The organism is Pseudomonas sp. MWU12-2345, assembly GCF_023242385.1.
Classification (GTDB): Bacteria; Pseudomonadota; Gammaproteobacteria; order Pseudomonadales; family Pseudomonadaceae; genus Aquipseudomonas; species Aquipseudomonas gingeri_D.
This window is the reverse complement of record NZ_JALLJA010000015.1, coordinates 134,692-151,032: the sequence shown is the minus strand read 5'-3', so window position 1 is coordinate 151,032 and position 16,341 is coordinate 134,692. Positions and strand designations below refer to the sequence as shown.

The window sequence follows — 16,341 nt, the reverse complement described above, 5'->3', positions numbered from 1 at the left end:
CAATCAATGGGTTAGACGCACAATGGCTGGCAGGGTAGCGCCTAACAAGACAAGCGCCATGACGATATTGAAGACCAACGCCACATTCGCTCGCATCAGGAAACGTCGAAATACCACACCGCCGACCGCCCAGATCCCGACACAGGGAGTAGACACGACCGCCAGCAGCGCAGCGGTCATGAACACGTTCACAAGATGGTTCTCGAGGGGAATATAGGTGGCTGCCGCGCTGATCGATATGGCCCACGCCTTGGGATTGATCCACTGGAAAACCACCCCGCCGAAAAACCCCATGGGCGAGCGCTCCTCATCGCCGATCACCAACGGACCGCTGGAGGCAATCTTCCACGCGAGCCATAAGATGTAGGTCGCCCCCACGATGCTCAACGCGGTGTGAAACCCCGGAATGGCCTCGAACACCGCTCCGAGGCCCAGGCCCAATATCACCATCTGGAGCGCCACACCCGCCACGATGCCCCACACGAGGGGCATCGTGCGCCAGACCCCTACCCGGGCACCCGATACGAGGACCATCGCATTATTCGGGCCCGGCGTGCCTGTCATCACGATGGCGAAAAGCAGAAAGGGGAAAAGAAACGCCATATCGCTCATATATTCATCTGTTGTATCAAGCCCATGAAGCGGAATATTCTATTGCTTAAATCACAGAATTTTCTTGTGAACTCACGAGCAAAAATCAGATCCATGCAACAAACAACAGCTTTAGACCGAATTGACGAAAGAATATTGTCCGAGCTTGCCAAGGATGCGCGCCAAACCAATGTGAAACTGGCTGAACGGGTCGGTCTGTCCCCCTCTGCTTGCTTGAGGCGGGTACAGGACCTGGAATCTGCCGGTATCATCACCGGATACCGGGCCGTTATCGATAGATCCCGCCTGGGGGCTGGCTTTGTGGTGTACATCACCGTAGGCCTTTCCAATCACACCAAGGAAAGCCTTCAGGCCTTCGAGCGCGCCATCGCTGGCGCTCCGGAAGTCGTGGAATGCCACACCATCACGGGCACCATCGAGTACCTGCTGCGCGTAGAGGTTGCGGATATCAAGGCGTACAAGACGTTTCATACCGACGTTCTCGGTACCTTGCCTCATGTATCGTCGATCACCAGCTACATCGTCATGGACTCGTCGAAGAACGAGCGGGCTTAACCCTGGGTAAAATGGACGAACGGATAAGCTGACTATGAGCTTCGGTCTTCGTAATGCCCGGATCGACCTGATCCGGGGCGTCTCGATTTTTCTCGTACTGTTTCATCACTTCAACATCGCGTACCACCTGAACGACACGACCCTGGCCAGTGTATTGGGATGGGATGCCGTCCGCGCTGTCGCACGCAACGGCAACTATGGCGTGACTATGTTCTTCGTCATCTCGGGTTATTTGATTACCTCGAATGCCAATCGTCGCTGGCCCGGGCTCGTCGGCATGAGTGCGTGGGCGTTCTACGGGTTGCGTATCGCACGTATAGTCCCATGCCTTCTGTTGCTGATCCTCACCGTCAATGTGCTTGCGCTGGCAGGTGTGACGATCTTCCAGAACACTCCGTCGACCGCAACGCCCGTCTCGTTCTGGACCGTGAATCTAGCGTCCCTGACCTTCTGGATGAATGTGCTGATCAGCGCCCGAGGATGGGTCAATTATCCTCTCGGTGTGTTGTGGTCCTTGTCGGTCGAGGAAGTGTTCTATCTCTCGTTCCCGATGCTCTGCCTTGTCCTGCGGCGGGAGTCGCTGCTGCTTGCCTTCTGGGGCGTGATCATTATCGTTGGGCCCTTTTACCGCTTCGCTCATCAGGGAAATGAGGAAGGCTTTCTCTATGATTATTTCGCTTGCTTTGACGGCATCGCCATCGGCTGCTGCACGGCACTGCTTGCCAAGCGAATGCCTATGCGCGGTGTTGTAGCGAAGGGCCTGCAGGCGCTTACCCTCGCCGCGATGACATTCCTCTACCTGTATTGGCCGATCGGACAAGCCAACGTGCTTGGCGTGACAGCGATGGCCCTTGGCACCGCAGTGCTGTTGTTGGGTGCGCACCATCGGCCCTCCGGCCTCGTCCGCCAACGCACCCGCCTCCTGGTCGGTCTCGGATGGTTTGGAAGGCTCAGCTACGAGCTCTACCTGTTTCACCTCATCGTGCTCGGCGCAATGAGAACGATGTTCCCGCCTTCCGTCGTTGTGGGGAATGAGAAAATTCTGCTCCTGGCTGTGTTCTTCCTACTGTCCGCCGCACTGAGTGCAGCGGTCGGGCGATTCTATGCAGAACCCTTGAACCGCAGCATCAGGCGATTCGTTGCTCGGCGGACGGTCAACGTCACCGTCTGAAAACGGGCAGTCCGGCTTTTCCGCGCGGCTATCGCAACAGCCTGTAAGCTGCACAGCGCCGCCGATATCACAGTGATCTATGGCACGCTGACGGGTGGCAGTTGGGCACCAAGGGCCCGTAGCGTTCGTGGCCTTTCGTAGAAGCCGGCCATTTCAGCGACTGGAAAGAGATCTCTCTTTCCCTTGAGTGAAATTTCCTAGAAAATCCTGACCGCTTGTTTGAGCCGAATGTCGCGGATAGTCTTGGCCTGTCATCACACAATTGATGATACGGACGTGCAAGTCCGTTCATATCGGTGCTCATGCGCCCTCAAACAAGCTGTGTCGGCAGGTAATCTTATGCCTGCGACTCCTGCTTAATGGTGGCCGTGCGCAGGAGACTTTCGAGTCTGCCGGGGTCCGATATGCCCGGTCTTGCACACCTGCGTATGGCTGCCACCTTTATTCGTGTGCGAGCGAATGGTGGCAACTCCACCTACATATCGGGATTTCGCCATGTTCAAGGTCACCCCCAACCCACCTGTAATACCCAACGTTGAAACCATTGACCCTCGTATCGCCGACCGAGTCTTGTCCCACTACAACCTCGGTCCGGACGCAGGTTCGAAACCGGCCCCAGTCGCCGTGTTGCATGATCATCGGCACGATCCCGGAAGTCATGAAGACGCCCTGGCCAATGTCTACTCGATTCTGCAATCCGCAGCGGCCACGGCCTATGAGCACGCCGACAACCAGACCGGTTCGAACCGCAAGGTCGCGATGGGCGTGGTGCATCTGATTGAGTTGGCACAGCTGAAGATGGACTCGGTGCTGGATGAACAAGTGGTCAGCTTCAGCGGCTGACAGTGCTCTGAGGATGAGCGGAAAGCCTGGCTTCCGCTCATTTGAGTCTGAAGTTCAACAGCCAGTCAGCCCTCCCCTGGCGATTGACTGATACCTGTTCGGACAGGGATAGGAAACCCAAGACAAGGTCCGGTTTAGTTGAACCGCAACATTCCTTGAGTACCCGAGACAGAGACACCTCGGAACGGATCCGCATCGCCACTGACGGAGATGGCGGAACCCGACGATGACGTCTATTTATTGCTCTTGCGGCGCAGCAGAGCAAACAAACCGATCAGTTGCATCCCCACCACGACCATGACCACGCTCTTCCCTCCGATGCCGAGGCCAACCACCCAGTCGATAACCAGCAGCAAGAGCGCTACGCACACGGGAAGCATACAAAGGATGTACAACACTCTGATCAGCTTTCGATGACGTCGCACCCATGTGGACGGCCCGTCGGTTTGAGCCATAGAGTCCAGAGGGTCCAGAAACTCCAGAAGAGCAATGAAAAAATCGATCATGATGTGTTCTAGCGCAATGGTTTCGAGAGGAGGTGTGGATTCAATTGAAACGCGCCTTTGTAACGGCTGCGTTTGGATTTTCTGCATTCCAACCCTCATTACTGCCAATGCCCACCCTGGTTCGAAAGCAGCTCTCCATCACCGGTCCCTTTCAACCGGTAGGATCGAACACAAGGACAGTGGCGCTCGCAGCCTCTCACAGAAGTCGGCCATTTCATCCCAGCACGGGAGCCCCGCCAAATCCAAACTTACCGGGGTTCTCACTTATTTCGTGGAGACCGCTCATGGACAACTTGGATTTGCCCGGCCTGGATAGTGGAAAAAGTACCTTTCATCTTATAGGGCACGACGGCAAAAGTAAGGAATTACTGCGCAAGAAAGCGGCGAGTCTAATTCCTGCTGCAATAGTGAGCCTCCAGCGTAAGTGGATGCCAGACTTGGAAGGTAGAAATACGGTGAATATAGATACCCGTATCAAGTTCCGCCATTTCTGCTGAATCGACTATGCAGCATGTCCCCGTTTTCCGGTGCAGATTTACCCCCCCTGTAAATGTCTAATAATATCAAGTTGATCATTTCCAATTATGGCTGCGCCTGCGCTTTGGAGTCCAGTGACTTCGTTACTCACCCGCCGGTACTTTACGCGAATGATATCGGCTGCTGAAGCCAGCCTTAGACCACAATGCCATCATGGTCAACTCGCTGTGATTACCGAACAAACAGACCGTCAACTGTACATACCGATCCTCTCCTATTCCCTGACTTTTCACGGCCGATTCATTGGCTGTTGACGAGCTTAAGTGACTTGAATGCAGGCGCCAATATGACCTCCGCTGACTTGCCAATGTTCGACAATGAAAGTCCAGACTTTGAACTCACTTCCCCTCAACAAGGCGTCTGGTTTGACCAGATCGCAAACCCAGAGCTGCCCTACTACAACATCGGCATGGTCCTTGAGATCAAGGGTGAACTGGATATTCCACTGTTCGAGAAAGCGTTCCAGCTGGTCGTGGATCGCCATGAGTCCTTGCGTCTGGTTCTCAGTGTGCAGGGCGGGAATGTACGTCAACGCGTAATGCCTTACGTCAAGGCGAAGCTGAGCGTTGTCGAGTTTTCTGGCGAACAGGCCTCCGAGAAACATGTAAAGGCGTACCTGCAAGAGGCTTTTCGTCAGCCGTTCAGCCTGCTGGGCGAGGTGCTTTGGGAAGCCAGGCTCGTGCGCTGCGGGCCGGGTCGGTATTACTGCCAGCATCGCTACCATCACCTTATAGGTGATGGCGTCACGGTCTATTTACTCGTTCATGCTGTCGCGGATGCTTATAACGGCCTACTGCGTGACGATCACAATCCACCTCAAGGGAACTCTTATCTCTCGTTTCTCGCAGAGGATCGAGCCTATCTGGAATCGACCCGCTTCGAACGTGACAAGACTTTCTGGAAAGAGCTGTATGCCGAGCTGCCGCCCCCTTTGCTGCAGCCGCGTATTGCGGTTGCCGACAACCGCCTAGCGCCCAGCGCGCTGAGCCAGATGATGATTCCCCGGGTTCTGTTCAATGAACTTGCGCGGTTTGCAAGCGGTAAGGGCCTGTCACTCCCCCATATTTTCATGAGCATCATCGGCACTTACTTCTGCCGTACCACCGGCGTCGACTCCATCGTGATCGGCATGCCGGTCCACAACCGGACAACGGCTTACCAGAAGAACACGGCGGGCATGTTTTCTTCCCTGAATCCCATCCGTCTCGAAGTGCCCCCCCAGGCCTCGTTTCTGGAACTGATGCAGACGACTTCCGCCAAGTTGCGCCGCAGCTACCGACATCAACGCTTTCCGATAGCAGAACTTAACCGGATTTTGAAACTGGGCCAGGTGGGCCGTCGGCAACTGTTTGACCTGTCACTGTCGTTTGAGAGTCTCGACGGAGATGTGGTATTCGGGGACAGCCCGATCGAAGTATTACCCCAGTACAGCGGGTATGAGCGCCTGCCGCTGGCGATTTTCGTGTGTGACTATAATCCGAGCGAAGACGTTTATCTGGACTTCAACTTCAATACGGCGTTTTTCACGCTGGAAGAAGTGCGACAGATTCAAACACGCATTCTTTCAATGCTCACCCACGTGATCGAACGGCAAGACACACCGGTTTCGCACTTTCCGATCATGCCGATGGCCGAACGGCAACAGGTGCTGCAGACATTCAACGCCACTGAACACTTGTACCCTCAGGACGGACTCATTCACACCCGCTTCGAGCAACAGGCAGAACGCCAACCGGACGCCTGCGCCGTCAGCGACCACAACGGCAAAGTGCTGACTTACTCCGAACTGAACCGCGAAGCCAACCAACTGGCGCATCATTTGATCAATCTGGGCATCGGCCCGGATGATCGGGTCGCCATCTGCGTCGAACGTGGGCCACAGATGATTATCGGCCTGTTGGGGATTCTCAAGGCGGGCGCAGGTTATGTGCCGCTGGACCCTGCCTACCCCGCCGAACGTCTGGCCTATCTGCTGCAAAACAGCTCACCGGCCGCGGTGCTGGTACAGGCCGCGACAGCGGACGTGCTGTCGCTCGGTTCACTGCCCGTCATCCATCTGGACGATGCCGCTTTGCAGGTGCAATCCGTCCAGAATCCGCACGTGCCGGGACTGAACGCTTCGCATCTGGCCTACGTGATCTACACCTCAGGTTCCACCGGTTTGCCAAAAGGCGTGCAGGTCGAGCATCGAAACGTGGCCCGCCTGTTCTCGGCCACCGATGCGTGGTTTGGCTTCAGCGCAGATGACGTCTGGGCACTGTTCCACTCTTTTGCTTTCGACTTCTCGGTCTGGGAAATCTGGGGCGCGCTGGTTCACGGCGGGCAGTTGCTGATCGTCCCGCAAATGGTCAGCCGCTCACCGCAGGAATGTTATGCGCTGATCTGCGACGCCGGGATCACGGTGCTCAACCAGACCCCTTCCGCCTTCCGCCAACTGATCGCCGCACAGGCCGACAGCCAGCAGGCGCACTCGTTGCGTCAAGTGATCTTTGGCGGCGAAGCGCTAGACACCGCAAACCTCAAGCCCTGGTACGCAAGGTCAGGCAACGCCGGGACGCAACTGGTGAACATGTACGGCATCACCGAAACCACGGTGCATGTGACGTATTACCCCTTGCAAGCCGCCGATGCCGAGCGAACGGGCGTCAGCCCGATTGGCCAACGAATAGCGGATTTGCAGCTTTATGTGCTCGACGCCCGCCGCGAGCCCGTGCCTCTGGGCGTGGCCGGTGAGTTGTATGTCGGTGGCGCCGGGGTGGCGCGTGGCTACCTGAATCGTCCCGAACTGAATGAAGAGCGCTTTCTCGCCAACCCGTTCAGCGAACAGCCCGGTGCCCGGCTGTACCGCACTGGCGATCTGGTACGCTGGTCTGCTGACGGCAGCCTCGAGTACCTGGGGCGTAATGACGATCAGGTCAAGATCCGTGGTTTCCGTATCGAACTGGGTGAAATCGAAGCCCGTCTGGCCGGGCACGAGGCGGTAAAAGAAGCCGTGATCATGGCCCGTGAAGACGTGCCGGGCGACAAGCGCCTGGTGGCCTACTTCAGCGCTGATGCTGAAGTAGGCCCCGACGTACTGCGCAAACATTTGCAGGCGCAACTGCCGGACTACATGGTACCCGCGGCCTACGTGCGCCTTGAATCTCTGCCGCTGACCTCAAACGGCAAGCTGGATCGCAACGCCCTGCCCGCTCCCGGTCAATCATCGCTGGTCAGCCGCGAATACGAGTCGCCCATTGGCGACACCGAAACCGCCATCGCCACTATCTGGCAAGAACTGCTGGGCATCGATCAGGTGGGTCGCCATGACCACTTCTTCGAGCTGGGCGGACATTCATTGTTGGCCGTCAAGCTGATAGAGCACATGCGTCAGATCGGCCTGAGGGCTGATGTTCGCGTGCTGTTCAGCCAGCCGACCCTGGCCGCCCTGGCCGCTGCCGTGAGCGGCGGCGCGGAAGTCGTGGTACCTGCCAATCTGATCCCCGAGGACTGCAAACGCATTACCCCGGACATGCTGCCATTGGCGGACCTGACCCAGGACGCTATCGATCGCATCGTGGCCTCCGTGCCCGGGGGCGTGGCCAACGTGCAGGACATCTATGCCCTGGCGCCGCTGCAGGAAGGTATTCTTTACCACCACCTGCGCGCTGAGCGCGGTGATCCCTATGTCCTGAAATCAGTCTTTGCCTTCCAGGATCAAGCCTGCCTGGACGCATTCAGCCAGGCACTGCAACGGCTGATCCAGCGCCACGATATCCTTCGCACCGCCCTGCTCTGGGAAGGACTGGATGAATCAGTGCAAGTGGTGTGGCGTCAGGCCACCCTGGCCACCGAAACCCTTGACCTTGATCCGGCTCAAGGCGATATCTCCACGCAACTGCAGCACCGCTATGACCCGCGGCACTATCGCCTGGATCTGCGACAGGCACCGTTGATGCGGCTGGTCAGTGCCTACGATGCCCCCCGGCAGCGTATCGTCTCGCTGCTGCTGTGCCATCACCTGGTGCTCGACCACACCGCCCTGGAAGTGATGCGTGACGAAATACAGGCGCTGATGCTGGGTGAAGGCCATGACCTGCCGGCCTCGGTGCCGTACCGCAACTACGTGGCTCAGGCCCGTCTGGGCGTCAGCCTCGAAGCCCATGAAGCCTTCTTCCGCAACCTGCTCGGCGACATCGACGAGCCGACCCTGCCGTTCGACCTGCACGATGTGCAAGGCGACGGGAGCGGAATCGAAGAAGTGCATCACCGTATTGATAACACCTTGAGCCGACGCCTGCGCAAGCAGGCCCGGCTGTCCGGGGTCAGTGCAGCCAGCCTGATGCACCTGGCCTGGGCCCAGGTCGTCGGACGCTTTTCAGGACGCGATGTCGTCGTCTTCGGCACCGTCCTGATCGGTCGCATGAGCGGCTCGGCGGGCACAGACCGGGCGCTGGGCATGTTCATCAACACCTTGCCGATGCGCATCGACGTGGGTCATCAGGGGGCTCAGGCCAGCGTTCAAGCCACTCATGCACAGCTGTCCGCACTCCTCGAACATGAGCATGCCTCGCTGGCACTGGCGCAGCGCTGCAGCGCTGTGCCGAGCGACCTGCCCCTGTTCAGCGCCCTGCTCAACTACCGACACACTGACAGCGAAGCCTTGAGCAAGGAAGCCGGCGCAGTATGGGCAGGCATTCAAGTATTGAACGTCGAGGAACGCAGTAACTACCTGTTGACATTGAACGTGGACGACCTGGGGGAGGACTTCATACTCAACGCCCAGACCGTTGTCGAGATCGGTGCGCAGCGTGTCTGCAATTACGTGCAGGCCGCGTTGGAAAGCCTGGTCGAAGCACTTGAACATGCACCTCAGGCGCCCTTGCACAGCCTCTCGATCCTGCCGGAGCGGGAGCGCCAGCAACTGATGGTCGAGTTCAACGCCACTGAATTCGATTACCCGTTGGAGCAGACACTCCACGGGTTGTTCGAAGCCCAGGTCGAGCGCACGCCGCAAGCGGTCGCTGTGGTGCATGGCGATATCCGCCTGAGTTATCGCGAGCTGAATAACCGGGCCAACCAACTGGCGCATCACTTGCTCGATATCGGGGTAAAACCGGATGGTCGTGTGGCGGTCTGCGCCGAACGTAGCGAGTCGATGGTCATTGGTTTGCTGGCGATCCTGAAAGCAGGCGGCAGTTATGTGCCGCTGGATCCGACTTATCCTGCGGACCGGATTGCCTACATGCTGCAGGACAGTACTCCCGCTGCGGTCTTGGCTCAAAGCGCGACATTGAGTCTACTGTCGAACGTTTCGGTGCCGGTGATTGATCTGGAGCGTCAGTCATTGCCGGGTCAATCGGTTGCCAACCCACACGTGCCGGGCCTGACCTCGGCTCATCTGGCCTACGTGCTGTACACCTCCGGCTCCACCGGCACGCCCAAGGGCGTGATGAACGAGCACCGTGGCGTGGTCAATCGCCTGCTTTGGGCGCAAGGCCACTACAGGGTGAATGAAACCGACCGCGTCCTGCAAAAGACCCCCTTCGGCTTCGACGTGTCGGTCTGGGAATTTTTCCTGCCCCTGCTGGCCGGTGCCCAGTTACACATGGCACGGCCAGGCGGTCATCAGGATCCGGCCTATATCGCTCAAGTCATCCGTGAACACGGCATTACCCTGATGCACTTTGTGCCTTCGATGCTCGATGTCTTTCTGGAGTATGGCGACAACCAGGGCTTCAGCGACCTGCGGCGCGTGCTGTGCAGCGGTGAAGCGTTGCCCGGGCATCTGGTTCACCGCTTCAAGGCGCAACTGCCGGACATCGCGCTGCACAACCTGTACGGCCCGACCGAAGCGGCCATCGACGTCACCGCCTGGGACTGCTCGGGCCCCGACACACCCGACAGTACGCCGATCGGCAAACCGGTTGCCAACACCCGTATTTACCTGCTCGATGCCCATCGGCAGCCCGTCCCCCTGGGGGTCGCGGGAGAGATTTACATCGGTGGGGTTCAAGTGGCACGCGGTTATCTGAACCGTGCACAACTGACGGCTGAGCGTTTCCTCACCGACCCGTTCAGCGACGACCCGAATGCCCGCCTCTACAGGACCGGCGACCTGGGCCGTTGGCTGGCCGACGGCACTGTCGAGTACCTGGGCCGTAATGACTTCCAGGTGAAGATCCGCGGCCTGCGCATCGAGCTGGGTGAGATCGAAGCGCATCTGCTGGCCTGCGAAGGTGTCAGGGATGTGGTGGTGATCGCTCGCCAGGAAACCGGAGGTGATACCTATCTGATCGGCTACCTGGTCAGCGCCAGCGGAAACGAGCTTTCAGCGCAGGCGCTGCAGGAGCATCTGCGCCAGCACGTCCCCGACTACATGGTGCCGAGGTATCTTGTTCAGCTGGAGCACTTCCCGCTCAATGCAAACGGCAAACTGGACCGCAAGGCCCTGCCCGAACCCGTACAGACCCTGGGCAGCACCGACACGACAGCGCCGTGCACGGCACTGGAACAGGCGCTGGCGCAGCTCTGGAAAGACAACCTGAAACGAGACGTACTGGGCGTCCATGATAACTATTTCATGCTCGGCGGCGATTCCCTGAAGGTCATCCATCTACAGATCAAGGCCCGTGAGCAAGGCATGGCGTTCACGCTGACACAGATTTACCAGAACCCGACCATCGCTCAATTGGCTCGGCTTGTGAACGCGCAGCAGGCACCCTCATCGCAATGGCAGCCCGTAGAACATGTGAAGCCTTTTGCCCAAGTTTCAGAAGACATCCGCTTGGCCAGCGAGGGCGTGTTCGATGAGGTGTTCGCGGCTTCGCAGCTTCAGGTCGGAATGATCTATCACTCGATGATGCACCCGGACTCGGCGATCTATCACGACATCTTTCGCTACCGGCTACGCCTGCGCTGGGATGCCGCGGCATGGAGCCGGGCGTGCAACGCATTGATCCAGCGTCATCCGGCCTTGCGCATGTCCTTTGATCTAAGCCACGGCGCAACGCCCATGGCTCGTGTGCATTCCACGGTCGTGTCGCCGGTGCAAGTCGTTGACGTCACCTCTCTGAGCCCTGCCGAGCGGGCACAGGCGGTTTCCACTTACGTTGAAGAGCGCAAGCGCCATCGTCAGGATTGGCATCAGGCTCCCCTGTATCAGTTCGGCGTATTCGTCGCGGCGGACGACATTGACCTGGTGTTCAGCTTTCACCACGCCATTCTCGACGGTTGGAGCGTCGCCACCCTGATGCGTGACCTGATCACACTCTACACCTCGGCGCCGGGGGCAGACGCTTTGCCCGCCCTGACCACCACGCCCGCCGACTTCATTGCCCTGGAGCAGGAGGCTGTGATGACGGATGAGCATCGTCTGTTCTGGAACGAATACCTGCGCGAGGCGCCTGCCGCGTCGATGACCAGTTGGGTCCATGCGGTCGCACCGGACCCTATAGCGCACCGCTCGGCCTACCGTGAAATGCCGGCGGCTGACCTGGCCCGGCTCGAGGCGTTCTGCAGAGCGCAGGATCTGCCGTTGCGCTCGGTCTTGCTGACGGCTCACGGCTTTGCACAAGCCATCATGTCCAACCAGAAAGAAGTGCTGTGCGGCATCATCAGCCACGGTCGGCCAGAGTTTGAGGATGCGGCCTCGATTCTGGGGCTGTTTCTCAACACCCTGCCCGTGCGTTTCAACACCCTGGGCCAGAGCTGGCTTGAGCTGGTCCGCCAATCGATTGCCCAGGAACAACAGGTGTTCACTCATCGGCGCTATCCGTTCGCGTTGATCCACCGCGAAACCGACGTAACCTTGAACGTGGTGTTCAACTATGTCGATTTTTATGTGCTCAATGACATGCTGGCCCAGGACGATGGAGTCCTCATTGACTGGGAAACGACCGAAGCCAGCAACTATGACCTGCTGACCACCATGGGTCGCCATCCGGGCAACGGCTCGTTGATTTTGAAGATGGACTACCGCACTGCCCGCGTCGCCGAAAGCCAGGTCCAGGCTTATACCGAATACCTGTTGCGCACACTGGCATTGATGATGGATGCGCCAGAGGCCAGCCCCTGCGTACCGGCATGGTCAGCTGTTCTCGAGCAGACCACGCCAGCCCCGGCCGCCACATCGGCTCATGACAATCTGGCGAGTCTGTTGCTGGACAGCTTTGCCCGCCATGACCAACAAACCGCCGTGAGTTTCGGCGGGACCCGGCTATCGTACCGCCAGCTGAGAGACGCCAGTGCGCAGACGACAAGCTGGCTGCACCGGCACAAAATAGGCCAGGGAGACCGGGTTGCGCTCATGATGCCCCGCTCGCCTGATCTGATCGTGGCCTTGCTCGGTGTCATACAGTCTGGCGCCGCGTATGTACCGATTGACCTGAACTTCCCGGATGATCGCATCCGGCTGATTCTCGAAGATTCGCAGCCAAGCCTGGTACTGTTCGCCGACGCGTCTGAAAAGCGGCTGACATCGCTGGCGGAGCATGTACACAAGCGGCACTGGGACAGCGTGGTCGCCGGGTTCGACAATGATGCGGAGCGCTGCCATGAGCGGGTTGCCCTGCTCGCTGCGGGCATCGAGGCCGACGACAATGCTTACGTACTGTATACGTCGGGTTCGACAGGCCGTCCCAAAGGTGTGGCCATGCCACACCGCGCCTTGAGCAATCTGATCCTCTGGCAGAACCGCGAGCAGGCGCAGGGCATCGACCCGGCCGTCTCGTTGAAAACACTGCAATATTCATCCATCTCGTTCGACGTATCGTTCCAGGAAATTCTCTCGACCCTGTCCTGCGGCGCTGAACTGGTGATGATCGAAGAAGCATTGCGCTATGACTTCATCAAATTGTTGAAGTTGATCTGCGCGCAGCGGATCAACCGTCTGTTCCTGCCCTATGTCGCCTTTCAGGGACTGGCCGAAGTGGCCATGCAGTTGGGGATTCGCCCGGTATCGCTGCGTCGGATCAACGTGGCCGGTGAGCAGTTGAAGATCACCAGTGAGATCCGCGACCTGATTGCCGGCCTCGAAGAGTGTCAGGTGGAAAACCACTACGGGCCAACCGAGTCGCATGTGGTCACGCGCCTGAAGCTTGAAGGTGCCAGCGAAACCTGGCCGAGCATGCCGTCGATCGGTACGCCTGTAGACGGGATACGCCTGCATGTTCTGGATGCGGCAGGTAATGCCTGCCAGGTCGGCGTCATAGGCGGACTGTTTATCGAAGGTCCTTGCCTGGCGAATGGCTACTGGGACCGATCCGACCTGACCGACGAACGTTTTGTCTATCGGCAACTGGAGGGCCAGACCCGCAGGCTATATGAAACCGGGGACATCGGGTTTTACCTGCCTTGGGGTGATCTGGTCTATCAAGGCCGTGGTGATGCCCAGGTCAAGATTCGCGGCTACCGCGTCGAGCTGGGCGAGATCGAGGTGGCCATGCTGGGCTCCGCCCGATTCGGCGCCGACATTCGGCAAGTCGCCGTTATCGACAAGCCTGCAAACGATGGCAGCCGTTATCTGGTGGGTTTTGTCCAGACGATGCCGGGGCGCATGCTGGATCTGGATCAACTCAAGGCAGAGATGCGCCTTGCATTGCCCGATTACATGGTGCCGAACACGCTGATCAGCATTGAGCAACTGCCACTGGGTCCCACCGGCAAGATCGACCGCAGGCAGTTGCAAAAGGTCGAAATTCAAAACACCCTGCTGCGCCCCTTCACCGGGCCCCGAAATGCCACTGAAGACTTGTTGCAGGCTTATTGGCAGGAAGCCTTGGGCCTGGAGGAGATCAGTGTCCATGACAACTTCTTCGAGGTGGGCGGCAACTCGCTCAAAGCGGTGCAACTGGTAGCGAAGCTGGTCATGCATCAAGGTCTGGAGCCATCACTGTCCGACTTCATCCAGGCCCCGACCATCGCCGAATTCGCCCAAGTGCTGCAAAGGAGCGAAACCGGACACTCCGCTACTGGCGCGCTGGTGGACTTCAAGAACGCGCCTGGCAAGCCACCGGTGTTTCTGGTCCACCCTATAGGCGGCCACGTGCTGTGCTATGCCGCACTGGCGCGCGTCCTCAAGGATCAGGTTAATCTTCTTGCGCTGCAGGCGCCGGGAACCTGGGACGCCCGAGAGCCGATCCCATCGGTACACGGCCAGGCGAAGTATTACGCAGATGCCATCGAGCAGGTCGTACCGCACGGGGCGCTGAATATCGGTGGCTGGTCGTATGGCGGCGTCGTGGCGTATGAGCTGGCGAGCGAGTTGCAGCGTCGCGGGCGGGTTGTGCATAACGTGTTCCTGCTCGACACCATCGTGCGTATCAGTCAAGACCAGGTGCAGGTCGAACGCTCCGAGTTCATCAACTGGTTCATGTGGGAATTGCTCAGCGGCGACGGCCAGAAGGAATACGACTATCAGGCCCTGGACTTTTCCTCGATGAGCGATTCGCAAGCCTTCGCGGTGATCCGACAGCACGGCATCGATCAGGGCATTTTCGACGAAACCTTTACCGTGGCGACACTGGACCAACTGTTCCGAGTATTCCATGCCAACTGGCAAGGGATGCTGGAGTACCGTTTCCCGCCACGGGACTTGCCCGTGACCCTATTCGCGGCGGATGTAGAGCTGCCCGAAGTACTGCAAGGCCCCCACGAACTGGTGGGCACCGCCTTTAGCGATCCGTACCGCGGATGGCGCTCTGTTTCTCCTCGGGTACAGCGCATTGGCGTGGAAGGCGACCACCTGACGATGATGCGCGAACCCCATATCCAGCGGGTTGGCAAATTCATCAAGTTACACATGGACGCGGCCCTGACAGGAAACGCGGGCAACGGAGCCGGATTGACAGCTCCGTCAGACTTGAATGGCTTGCTACAGGTGAAAACAGCATGACAGAACTCAGGAAAGCTATCGTGGCAGGCGCCGGTGTCGGCGGCCTGACCGCGGGCATCGCACTGCAACGCGCGGGATGGCAGGTCAAGGTCTTCGAAGCGGCTCAAACGCTGCGCACCGGCGGCACCGGCTTGTCCATCATGGCCAATGCCATGGCGGCGCTGCATTCGATCGGTGCCCATGCTCCGGTCGAACAGGCTGGCCAGGAGATCCGCCAGTTCTTTTTCAAGAAACCGGGTGGCGAGCCCATCACCAGCATCCCCATTCATGAGATAGGCGAGCAGCTGGGCTACCCCAGTATCAGTATCCAGCGGCCCTTGCTGCTGCGTGCGCTGGCGCAGCAGCTCGCCCCCGACACGCTGGTGACGGGTGTGCGCTGCACGGGTTATACCAACCACGCCAATGGCGTGACGGTGCGCTTCGAAGACGGCAGTACCGACGAGGCTGACCTGCTGATTGGCGCCGACGGTCTCAACTCGGTTATCCGCCGACAGATGTTGGGCGAGACGCCCATACGATCCTCAGGCTATATCGCCTGGCTGGCGGTAACGCCGTTCAGTCACCCGGTCATGACTGAAGGCTACGTGGCACACTACTGGGGCCGCGGCAAGCGCTTCGGGCTTTGCAGCGTGGGCGACGGCCATGCTTATTGGTGGGGGACCTGTAACCATGAAAACGCCTCGCACGACGCCTTGAGCATCAACAAACAGGAAGTACTCGACGCCTATGCCGGCTGGGCACCGGAAGTCCGTGCCGCGATCGAGGCGACGCCCGACGATGTCATATTGAAAATGCATGCCCGGGATCGCCAGCCCGTGGAGCAGTTCTGCGACGGGCATGTGGCGCTGTTGGGCGACGCGGCTCATCCGATGTTGCCGAGCCTGGGTCAAGGGGCGGCGCAGGCTATCGAAGACGCCGTAGTACTGGCTGATCGACTGGCAAGAACGTCTGACCTGCGCACCGCGCTGGCGGAGTACGAGGCGTATCGACACCCCCGTGCCAACGGAATCGTCAACGCCGCACGCTTCATGAGCGGCATCGAACAGGCCGAGTCGAGCATCGCCTGCTGGCTTCGCGACTGGTACATGCGCCTGACGCCCAAGAGCAGCCTGCACAAGAAGAATATCGACATCCTGTCGTTCAAGCTCTGCTGAACGAATGACATCGCCCATCCGTTAAATCTGCGGGGAGTAGCTGTAGGGAAAACCCCGCCATGACTCACAAGTAGACCGATCTGCTAGCGC

Annotated in this window: 8 protein-coding genes; 6 read left to right on the top strand and 2 right to left on the bottom strand. The window is 58.9% G+C overall.

Going from position 1 to position 16,341, the window contains the following annotated elements; genetic code table 11:
- Positions 1-3 precede the first annotated feature (3 nt).
- The gene (locus M5C71_RS25155; protein WP_103498165.1) at positions 4-612 is read right to left on the bottom strand and encodes a LysE family translocator; all 609 of its coding nucleotides are present in this window, start codon (positions 610-612) and stop codon (positions 4-6) included.
- Between the two features lie 93 nt (positions 613-705).
- Between M5C71_RS25155 and M5C71_RS25150 the strand changes: the two genes are divergently transcribed.
- The 3 genes from M5C71_RS25150 to M5C71_RS25140 all read left to right on the top strand — a co-directional run bounded on the left by M5C71_RS25150 (position 706) and on the right by M5C71_RS25140 (position 3,181).
- Positions 706-1,167: an Lrp/AsnC family transcriptional regulator gene (locus M5C71_RS25150; RefSeq protein WP_248768967.1), complete on the top strand. Its 462-nt coding sequence runs from the start codon at positions 706-708 to the stop codon at positions 1,165-1,167.
- A 34-nt stretch (positions 1,168-1,201) separates the two neighbouring features.
- Positions 1,202-2,338 carry an acyltransferase gene (locus tag M5C71_RS25145; protein ID WP_248768966.1) on the top strand — a complete coding sequence of 379 codons (1,137 nt, stop codon included), beginning with the start codon at positions 1,202-1,204 and terminating at the stop codon, positions 2,336-2,338.
- 495 nt (positions 2,339-2,833) lie between these two features.
- Positions 2,834-3,181, top strand: coding sequence for a hypothetical protein (locus tag M5C71_RS25140; RefSeq protein ID WP_247263477.1), 348 nt, complete (start codon positions 2,834-2,836; stop codon positions 3,179-3,181).
- Between the two features lie 233 nt (positions 3,182-3,414).
- On the opposite strand, the gene M5C71_RS25135 is transcribed toward M5C71_RS25140, so the two are convergent.
- The gene (locus M5C71_RS25135) at positions 3,415-3,774 is read right to left on the bottom strand and encodes a hypothetical protein (protein WP_247263476.1); all 360 of its coding nucleotides are present in this window, start codon (positions 3,772-3,774) and stop codon (positions 3,415-3,417) included.
- Positions 3,775-3,971: 197 nt separating this feature from the next.
- On the opposite strand from M5C71_RS25135, the gene M5C71_RS25130 reads away from it, so the two are divergent.
- The 3 genes from M5C71_RS25130 to M5C71_RS25120 all read left to right on the top strand — a co-directional run bounded on the left by M5C71_RS25130 (position 3,972) and on the right by M5C71_RS25120 (position 16,251).
- On the top strand, positions 3,972-4,184 hold the full coding sequence (locus tag M5C71_RS25130) for a hypothetical protein (RefSeq protein WP_248768981.1): 213 nt from the start codon (positions 3,972-3,974) through the stop codon (positions 4,182-4,184).
- A 326-nt stretch (positions 4,185-4,510) separates the two neighbouring features.
- The gene (locus M5C71_RS25125; protein ID WP_248768965.1) at positions 4,511-15,097 is read left to right on the top strand and encodes a non-ribosomal peptide synthetase; all 10,587 of its coding nucleotides are present in this window, start codon (positions 4,511-4,513) and stop codon (positions 15,095-15,097) included.
- On the top strand, positions 15,094-16,251 hold the full coding sequence (locus M5C71_RS25120; RefSeq protein WP_248768964.1) for an FAD-dependent monooxygenase: 1,158 nt from the start codon (positions 15,094-15,096) through the stop codon (positions 16,249-16,251). The genes M5C71_RS25125 and M5C71_RS25120 overlap by 4 nt, the downstream gene beginning before the upstream one ends.
- Positions 16,252-16,341: the final 90 nt, after the last annotated feature.

Coding starts and splice junctions, on each gene's coding strand:
- M5C71_RS25150 (WP_248768967.1), top strand. CDS start 706: ATGCAACAAACAACAGCTTTAGACCGAATTGACGAAAGAATATTGTCC.
- M5C71_RS25145 (WP_248768966.1), top strand. CDS start 1,202: ATGAGCTTCGGTCTTCGTAATGCCCGGATCGACCTGATCCGGGGCGTC.
- M5C71_RS25135 (WP_247263476.1), bottom strand. CDS start 3,774: ATGCAGAAAATCCAAACGCAGCCGTTACAAAGGCGCGTTTCAATTGAA.
- M5C71_RS25130 (WP_248768981.1), top strand. CDS start 3,972: ATGGACAACTTGGATTTGCCCGGCCTGGATAGTGGAAAAAGTACCTTT.
- M5C71_RS25125 (WP_248768965.1), top strand. CDS start 4,511: ATGACCTCCGCTGACTTGCCAATGTTCGACAATGAAAGTCCAGACTTT.
- M5C71_RS25155 (WP_103498165.1), bottom strand. CDS start 612: ATGAGCGATATGGCGTTTCTTTTCCCCTTTCTGCTTTTCGCCATCGTG.
- M5C71_RS25140 (WP_247263477.1), top strand. CDS start 2,834: ATGTTCAAGGTCACCCCCAACCCACCTGTAATACCCAACGTTGAAACC.
- M5C71_RS25120 (WP_248768964.1), top strand. CDS start 15,094: ATGACAGAACTCAGGAAAGCTATCGTGGCAGGCGCCGGTGTCGGCGGC.